The following is an 8,652-nucleotide window of genomic DNA, read 5'->3' on the forward strand; positions in this document are numbered from 1 at the left end:
AAGGTCTTTGCTGGAGGCAAAAGTTCCTGCAGTAAAGCGTAGAACCTCATGTGTTTATGCAGATCTGAGAGAACTGATTTCAGAAATGGAACTGCGTAAAGCAGCATAAACACAGGCAGATATGTAGTGGATTACCTGTTATGTGGAAACCTGCCGTATCCGGCATGGAAGAAGCGCGTATCCGTGCAAAATCTAAGTAACAGGCGTATCCGCCGATATTTGGTCTGCCGCTTAAAGCGGCCGGAAGCACGTGACTTTAGTCATGTGAGGTTCACGCGGAAACAGGAGTTTTCTTTGTGCCGGAAAACGAGAAGGAAACAGCAGGTCTGGTTCTTTACCAGAATCATGAGAATCATTTGAGGATGGAAATCGCAAAAAAAGCAGGAACAGAAAGTTTTTCGTGTTGTAACGTGTATCAAAGGAACAGAAACGAAAGCAGCAGAAGTTTTACTGCGGGGAGAGACGGAACAACTGCTGAAAATACGCCTGCAATGCCATGATCAGACGGCAAAAGTATGGATTGCGTCAGAAAATGGCTGGGAATGTGCAGCAGAGGAAATCAGTCTTCTTCCGTACACAACAGAAGAGGCAGGTGGTTTTGTCGGATGTACCATCGGCATGTATGATTCTTCTAATGGAATGGAAAGTAAAAACCATGCAGACTTTGCATGGTTTACCTGCAGCAGCAGGAATTAGGGATTTTTCTGCAGTTTTTCCGGATGAATATACATATCGCGGAATTCCGTAGGCGTACATTGTTTGACAGAACGGAAGACGCGAAGAAAGGTGGAAAGACTGGAGAAACCAGACTGAAGTGCTGCCTCCGTGACAGGAATATCGGGATCGGATAAGAGCAGCATGGCATGATCAATTCTTTTGCGATTAAGGTATTTGTAATAGGTGGTATTTGTAAACTGCTTAAACAGTCTGGTAAAGTGGTATTTGCTGAAGCCTGCTGTTTTTGCAACGTGATCAAGGGAAAGATCTTCCGTGCAGTGTTCATCAATATAATTGCAGATGGAAAGAAAACGATCCAGATATTCTTTCTGTTTTTGCGGTCCGGCATCAAAACGGCAGGATGCAAAGGCCTGGTATCTGCCGATCAGAGAAAGAATATCAAGCATGCGCGCATAGATAACGGCCTCCGAAAGAAAGGAATCCTTTTCGTATTCCGAAAGAATCTGGCAGATGAGATGATAAATATCGGAATAAATATCAGGAGCAGTCTGTGGTGTAAGGGTGAGAATGGGGGAAATCAGCGAGAGAATGGAATTGAGATCACGGATTTTTGAGACAACAGACCATTCAATCTGCAGAATGATTCGTTTTCCGCTTTCCGGTGCTGCAAGAGAGTGGAGGACTCCTGGACAGATGAAAATAATATCACCTTCCTGAAGAAGAATGTGCTTATCCCCAAGAAAGACTGTGTAAGTTCCTTCCAGAGGCATAATGATTTCCATGGGAGTATGCCAGTGAATGGGATAATCTTCACAGTCTGTATTTACAAAAAGCCGCAGACTGCTGTTTTCTTTATACGTTACGGTTTCATGAATCCCGTCTAAATGTTCAATCATAATATTGCCTCCGCCGGACTGCTGTAAATTTGATATTATCATAATACAGTAAAACGGATATCACAAGAGGAAAAGAAATTTTAAAAAGAAGAGAATCGAAAACAGAATTCCAATCTATAGCACTCCAAAAAAATACTGCATACTCTTGACAACAGGTCTATGATAGAGTTAAGAGGTGATTATTATGTTACATGATGAAACACGAAAACTACTTATTGAAGCTTGGAATTACCATCAGCTATTTCAAAAGGATTTTTAACAATTCGTCCAACGGACTGCATAGGGTGGTTTCATTCGTGTAATTATGTGCAATAATTTATTAGATTGCTATAGTATGACCCTGAAATATCATACGAGGAGAGACTATATGAAGATAATAGGAAAAAATCCAATTACAGGGCTGGACTATCCGGATCCGGATGTCATCCGGGTAGACGATACGTATTACATGGTAAGCACCACAATGCACTTTGTGCCGGGGTGTGAAATCCTGCGGTCTTATGATCTCGTTCACTGGGAACATCTGAGCTATGTGTATGAAAGACTGGACAGCACAGAGGAACAGAGACTTGTCGGGGAGAAAAACTGCTATGGAAAAGGCATGTGGGCTGCATCGCTCCGATACCATAAAGGGATGTATTATATTTGCTTTGTGGCGAATGATACCGGAAAAACATACCTTTATACTGCTGATAATATCGAAGGACCATGGGAAAAACGCATCATAGAAGGCTTTTATCATGACTGCTCACTTTTGTTTGAGGATGATCATGTTTATATTGTTTCCGGCAATAGAAATATTCGTCTGCAGGAATTGAAAAAAGATCTGAGCGGTCCAAAGGAAGGCGGACTGGATCGGATTCTGGTCAGTGACAGTCGGAATCCGGGGCTTGGTTTTGAAGGAAGTCATTTTTATAAAATCGATGGAATGTATTATTTATTCCTGATTCATTCCCTTCCGGACAGGTGGATGCGGACGCAGGCGTGCTATGTATCAGACAGCCTGACGGGAGAATTTAAAGGCGGAGATGTATTGTGTGACACTATGGGATATTGTGGGCAGGGCGTTGCACAGGGAGGAATTGTGGATACGCCGGACCATAAATGGTATGCCGTGCTTTTTCAGGATAGAGGTGCCGTCGGCAGAATCCCGGTTCTTGTGCCAGTAAAATGGGAGAAAAATGTCAGAGTTACCTGTATGCCGGCGCCGGGCGAACAAAAAGAGCAGATCATAAAAGAAAATTATCCGGTATTGGGTGATTCGGGAAGGGCACTCTGTGAAGTGGAAACACAAAGCACAAGACCGGATGCACAATATCATCCGCTTGTGGAGAGTGATGATTTTTCGGAATGGAATCCGGAACAGAAACGGCTGTTTGGAACGTTTGGATGGAAGAGCTGCTGGCAGTTCAACCACGAACCGGAACTTTCCTGGATTGAGAATGATGCAGAAAAAGGATGCCTTAGAATGGTCTGCAGAAAGCAGTGCAAAAATGTCACGCAGGCAGTCAATACGATCACCCAGAGAATGAAGTTTCCGGTGTGCATAACAGAAGTAACCGTTGATGCGGAAGGAATAAAGGACGGAGATTATGCAGGAATGTGTGCATTACAGGGATGTTACGGCATGGCGGCCGTTACAAAGCGTGATGGACAGATGCTTCTGGTTATGAGATCTCTCGAAGAGGAACATGACAGCATAGAAGGAAACCAGGGCAACAGTGAAGAAATCGAATGGGAAGCAGTGGCGGTTGAATCATCGAAAATAAGAATCCGGATGGAAGCGGATTTCCAGAACCAGCACGATAAAGTCCGGTTTTTATACTGGAGCGATGAAAAATGGAAACAGATCGGACCATGGCATCAGCTCTATTTCAAAATGGATCATTTCACAGGATGCAGAGTGGGACTGTTTGCCTATGCAACGAAAGAAACAGGGGGAATCGCAGAATTCGGCAGATTCCGATATTTTTAACAAAAAGTTCCCGCCCCGGCATTTATAAGTGAAATTCCGTTGAATTTCTGGAAACTGCTGGTGATCTTTCTGGAGAGAACCATCATTGCCATTCCGCTGATCGTATTGTTTGCAAATATGATCGGGCTGTAAATACAGGAAAATACAAGATCCCTGATTTGGCACTTTTGTGCTGAATCGGGGATTTTTTGGCGTAAAAACGCAGGTAAAGGATTCGTAGATTGACAAAACAGCCTATTTTCGCCTATTCTGAGACTGTAAAACGCTCCGCTGGGCAACATGAGGCGGTGCGGGAACAGCAGGAGGAAGGGACACGACGTGGAAGCGAAAGAGTTCGGGCGGTTTATTGCCGGAATGCGAAAAGAGAAAAAGATGACGCAGGCAGAGCTTGCGGAAAAGATTCATGTGACGGATAAAGCCGTCAGCCGGTGGGAGCGGGGACTTGGCTTTCCCGATATCCAGACGATTGAGCCGCTGGCTCAGGCACTTGGGATTTCTGTGCTGGAACTGATGCGCTCCGAACGGCAGGAGAAGGCGAAGGAAGAGGCGGCGCCGGAAATTCAGTATACTCAGAAGGAGGTGGCCGAAATGCTGCAGAACGCAGGTGATATTTCAAGGCAGCAGAAAAAACAGGACCGGAACGCAAACGTGATCGCGGGATTTCTGGTGATCGGTGTGGCAGCGGCAGCGTGGGCGGCAAAGATCGTAAACGTGGGCGGCGGCCTGATTCTAGGTGGTCTGGTGGCAGCAGCGTTTGTATCGCTGTGGTATTTCTTCCAGAACCTCGATGATGAAGAAAGCCGGAAAGTCTATGGGGCAGCATCCATTCTGTCTATCGGCATTCTGGCATCCCTGGTAAATTTCGTCTGGGGCGATCAGCTGGCAGAATTCATTCCCGGCGGTCTGGAACGAAAAGAGCAGATCTTCTGGACCCTGTGGTATCTGTTTGTTCTGGTAATGATGATGATCGGAACCATTCGATGTATCCGCCGACAGAGACAGAAAAAAGAAAAGAAATACAAAACCGTTCTTTTCACGGCAATTATGGCGACGATCATGTTTGTAACACTGTGGCAGTATCAGAACACCATGCAGAACCGGTACAAAAACACAGGAATCTGGAGCGGCGCACAGCAGTACGCCGAGGTGCTGCTGAAAAGAAACAAAAACCTCGAAAACGACTGGCTGATCGGCGATGAGTCCTGGCGCGAAGGAAACAAAAATACTTTCGAAATTCGCCTTACCTATTACGCTGATGCCGATGACGCAAAAGAGGGACGTGAAAGCGAATATCAGTACAAGATTCATTTTGATGATGTTGACGGCTACGTCATCAAATCAGAAGGCGTACCAGAGAAAGAGATTGTTTTCCCGGAAAATAAATAAGAAGTGAGAAACGGGATTCCATTCTTGCGCCTCCCACAGAAAAAGACTATACTCATAGTATCAGCATGTACGCTCGGAATCTTTCTGCACTTGCTTTTGCGACTGACGGAAAAGCATCTCACAAAATCAAGCACAGAAAGATTCTGAAAGCACATGTAGCATAAGAAGGAGGCCGTAAAACATGGGACAGTTTTTAAACAGCAGGGAACCATACGATAAATACAGAACTGTTATACTTGAACTGAAGGTAGATCATACACCGGAAGAAGCGATTGCGCAGATTAAAGAGAAAGAATATGCTTTGCGGTTCAAGGGAAAGATGGCGGAAACGGAACGATATACCGGGCGTATACTGGCGGTTGGAATCAGTTATGATAAAGAAACAAAAGAACATGCCTGTAAAATAGAAGTATTGTGATGATTTGCAAGCTGTGGAAAAAGGATATCGTGTGTGTAAACGGAGGAGAGTAAGTAAAAATAGTAATCTTTACTATTTTTACTTGCTTTTTTCTCCATCATAGGATAATATAAAAATATACGGTTCGGAGCAGGTTCCGGGCAGGAAAAAACAAGATGGAAAGGATATGGATTTTTATGAAGATTACAGAGGATATTATCTACGCGGGAGTCAACGATCATCAGGTAGACCTTTTTGAAGGTCAGTACAGAGTGCCGAACGGCATGGCATACAATTCTTACGTAATTCTCGATGAAAAAACGGCAGTTATGGATACCGTAGATGCAAACTTTGCGGATGAATGGCTGGCAAATGTTGCGAAAGCACTGGCTGGCAGAAAACCGGATTACCTGATCGTACAGCATATGGAGCCGGATCACTCTGCGAATATTGAAAACTTCGTAAAAGCATATCCGGAAGCAACCGTTGTTGCAAACACAAAAACCTTTGCCATGATGAAAAACTTTTTCCCAAAGATGGATCTCGCCGGAAGGAAACTGGAAGTAAAGGACGGTGAGTCCCTTACGCTCGGAAAACACGTTCTGACCTTCGTGTTCGCTCCGATGGTACACTGGCCGGAGGTTATGGTTACATACGACAGCACGGACAAGGTTCTGTTCGCAGCAGACGGTTTTGGAAAATTCGGTGCACTCGACCGCGAGGAACCATGGGATGACGAAGCACGCCGTTATTTTATCGGTATTGTCGGAAAATACGGTTTGCAGGTACAGAAGCTCCTGAAAGTAGCAGGTACGCTGGATATCCGGAAAATCTGTTCCCTGCACGGTCCGGTTTTGACGGAAAATCTTGGCCACTACATTGAAAAATACGATATCTGGTCTTCTTATCGTCCGGAAGAAGAAGGCGTTGTGGTTGCCTATACTTCTGTTTACGGCAATACAAAAAAAGCTGCCGAATTGCTTGCAGATAAGCTGAAAGAAAAAGGCTGTCCGAATGTTGTTATTTACGATCTGGCAAGAGACGATATGTCCGCCGCCGTAGCGGATGCTTTCCGTTACAGTAAGCTGGTTCTTGCAACGCTGACCTACAATGCAGGTATTTACCCGTTCATGCAGGATTTCATCAACCGTCTGACAGAGCGCAGCTCCAGAACCGCACCATTGGTCTGATCGAAAACGGAAGCTGGGCACCGACCGCAGCGAAAGTGATGAAAGGCATGTTTGAGAAGAGCAAAAATATCACCTGGACAGAGAATAATGTAAAAGTAATGTCCGCTGTGAAGGAAGAGAACGTAAAAGAGATCGAGGCACTGGCCGAAGAACTCTGCAAATAAGAAATTAAGAAGAGAAGAAAGAATATGGGAAAAATGCTCCGCTGGACTTTGCGAAAGGCAAAGACAGCGGAGTCTTTCGTTCTCCTCTTTTGGAAAGAAGATTCTGTGGAGTTCCGGAGGGAGCAGGATCGCCCTGCGGTGGGTCAAAAAAAGCCGGGGTTGAATTTTGCGAAAGCCTGCGGCCGCCTCTTTGTAAGTGAGACTGCATCAGGTTTCTGATCTTTCAATTTTGATGTCATAATATTCTGAAAATAATAAAATATAAAATAAATTAAAAGAAAGTATTGACAAAACAGAGAAGATGAGTTAATATAAGATCAACAAAAGAAAAGAGAACAAAAATAAAAACAAGAAAGAAACATCAAAACGAAAAAGAAACATCAAGACGAAATCTAAGAAAGTAAGAGGTACAGTCCAATGGCATAGTTAATCTGAACATCAAAAAAATCTCTGAAGAGTTTACATATAGAACCTAAAGGAGATGATTCCAATGAAAGGCAGAGGCCCATAGGGAAAAAATAAAAACAAAAAAATCCAGGAGGTACGGTCCAAAAGGAACATAACGAAATACCCCGAAATCAATGAAAGCAGCAGGTGTATAAAATGAAATTACTGGAAATTCATTAAAAGCCCGGTCGAGAGAAAAAAGAATCGATCGGGCTTAAACTATGTCTGCTGAAAAATCTGTTTGACTGCCCTGCGGTCTGCGCGAGCCGTGAAAGCAGAAAAGACGCTGTAGCCCCGAAAGAAACGAGAGCATACAGCGTCCTTTTTATTTTATGAAATTGGATGAGATTCTGCTATATAATACGATTCTACCATTAAGGGGTGTACTTTTTGGGACAAAATAGATACTATAATTTTGAAAGGGGGAAGTATTTATGGACCTTGTGAAAATCGGAAGCTATATTGCAGAAAAAAGAAAAAAACTTGGTATGACTCAAAAACAGCTTGCTGAGAAACTGGGTAAGAGTGATAAGTCAGTTTCCAAATGGGAACGTGGGATTTGTTTACCAGATGTGTCTGTGTATTTAGAATTATGTGAAATATTAGGCATCAGTCTAAATGAATTTTTGGCAGGTGAAGATATTGAGGTAACTAATGTAGAAAAAAAATCGGAAGATACACTGATACAGATATCAAAAGATAGTAGTCATAAACAGCGTTATTTAAAGAAGATTATTGCTATACTTCTTATTGCTGTGGGAGTATTTGCTATTACTCTTGGAATCATGGTATGTAATAAATTGCGGCAACCACAAAATTATATAGAAGCAGTAGACCCGGATAGTGTAGAAATGAAAACGGCTGAATTGTTGTCCGGAATTGATGGAACCATGATGTTTCGATACAATTCAAAAGATACATTTCAAGCATTATACGTTTACTTGTCAGAATATCATTCTGGAAAACGAGTTTCTCATAAACGAGTTTTGGAACTTTCCTATGAGGACGTGAAATCTGCAAAAAATGGATTGATTGTCATCACTCCGGATTTTGATAATTTTACTGCAAAGCTATTGCAGCAGATGAATATTCAAAATATATGACAGAAACGCCAATCTTGGAAGGTGTTGCAAACAGAGAATATTATGGAAGATCTGCGACCTCTATAGAGAACAAAAGCACGATAGAGTACGGAACAGAGCAAGGATTGGCAGCACTGATCTATGGCGAACAAGGAGTGAGTTCGTTGCCGATACAGGACATTACAGGAGAATACATAGATACAGATAATGAGTATATGTATTATTATTCGGCTGAGTTTGTAAAATAAGAATAGCAAAAGTGAGAAGAGGATATCACAAATCATTGTTTTGATAATTCGGTGGTATCCTCTTTGTGGATTTCAGAATTGAGACTGTGAGAAAAAGTCTGTAAATAAGATTCTTCTATGATATGCAAGGGTGGTGAGCTTACAGTTTGAGCTTTTCACCCTTGTTTTATATATAACAGTTGTTGAATG

Annotated in this window: 5 protein-coding genes and 4 pseudogenes; 8 read left to right on the forward strand and 1 reads right to left on the reverse strand. The window is 43.0% G+C overall.

What is annotated here, in order from left to right; all coding sequences use genetic code 11:
- Nucleotides 1–278: 278 nt before the first annotated feature.
- Both DXA55_RS19675 and DXA55_RS19440 read left to right on the forward strand, forming a co-directional pair.
- A pseudogene (locus tag DXA55_RS19675) lies at nt 279–356 on the forward strand (hypothetical protein); the annotation flags it as partial.
- Between the two features lie 25 nt (nt 357–381).
- A pseudogene (locus DXA55_RS19440) lies at nt 382–696 on the forward strand (glycoside hydrolase family 43 protein); the annotation flags it as partial.
- On the opposite strand, the gene DXA55_RS16365 reads toward DXA55_RS19440, so the two are convergent.
- Nucleotides 693–1,574 (reverse strand): helix-turn-helix transcriptional regulator, encoded by an 882-nt coding sequence (locus tag DXA55_RS16365; RefSeq protein WP_022461078.1) that lies wholly within the window; start codon nt 1,572–1,574, stop codon nt 693–695. The pseudogene DXA55_RS19440 and the gene DXA55_RS16365 overlap by 4 nt on opposite strands.
- Before the next feature lie 376 nt (nt 1,575–1,950).
- On the opposite strand from DXA55_RS16365, the gene DXA55_RS16370 reads away from it, so the two are divergent.
- The 6 genes and pseudogenes from DXA55_RS16370 to DXA55_RS18000 all read left to right on the forward strand — a co-directional run bounded on the left by DXA55_RS16370 (nt 1,951) and on the right by DXA55_RS18000 (nt 8,463).
- Complete coding sequence (locus tag DXA55_RS16370) at nt 1,951–3,549, forward strand: glycoside hydrolase family 43 protein (protein ID WP_117805412.1); 1,599 nt, start codon at nt 1,951–1,953, stop codon at nt 3,547–3,549.
- A 318-nt stretch (nt 3,550–3,867) separates the two neighbouring features.
- The gene (locus DXA55_RS16375; RefSeq protein WP_055227852.1) at nt 3,868–4,935 is read left to right on the forward strand and encodes a helix-turn-helix domain-containing protein; all 1,068 of its coding nucleotides are present in this window, start codon (nt 3,868–3,870) and stop codon (nt 4,933–4,935) included.
- Between the two features lie 229 nt (nt 4,936–5,164).
- Nucleotides 5,165–5,353 (forward strand): annotated as a pseudogene (locus DXA55_RS16380) (AAA family ATPase); the annotation flags it as partial.
- 176 nt (nt 5,354–5,529) lie between these two features.
- Nucleotides 5,530–6,686 (forward strand): annotated as a pseudogene (locus DXA55_RS16385) (FprA family A-type flavoprotein).
- Between the two features lie 881 nt (nt 6,687–7,567).
- Nucleotides 7,568–8,236, forward strand: a complete 669-nt coding sequence (locus tag DXA55_RS16395) for a helix-turn-helix domain-containing protein (protein ID WP_242998653.1) — start codon at nt 7,568–7,570, stop codon at nt 8,234–8,236.
- Entirely contained in the window at nt 8,233–8,463 is a 231-nt protein-coding gene (locus tag DXA55_RS18000) for a hypothetical protein (RefSeq protein WP_242996994.1), read from the forward strand. The genes DXA55_RS16395 and DXA55_RS18000 overlap by 4 nt, the downstream gene beginning before the upstream one ends.
- The last annotated feature ends 189 nt before the right edge of the window (nt 8,464–8,652 follow it).

It is taken from the genome of Blautia sp. OF03-13, from assembly GCF_003460685.1.
Lineage (GTDB): Bacteria > Bacillota > Clostridia > Lachnospirales > Lachnospiraceae > Fusicatenibacter > Fusicatenibacter saccharivorans.

Coding starts and splice junctions, on each gene's coding strand:
- DXA55_RS16365 (WP_022461078.1), bottom strand. CDS start 1,574: ATGATTGAACATTTAGACGGGATTCATGAAACCGTAACGTATAAAGAA.
- DXA55_RS16395 (WP_242998653.1), top strand. CDS start 7,568: ATGGACCTTGTGAAAATCGGAAGCTATATTGCAGAAAAAAGAAAAAAA.
- DXA55_RS18000 (WP_242996994.1), top strand. CDS start 8,233: ATGACAGAAACGCCAATCTTGGAAGGTGTTGCAAACAGAGAATATTAT.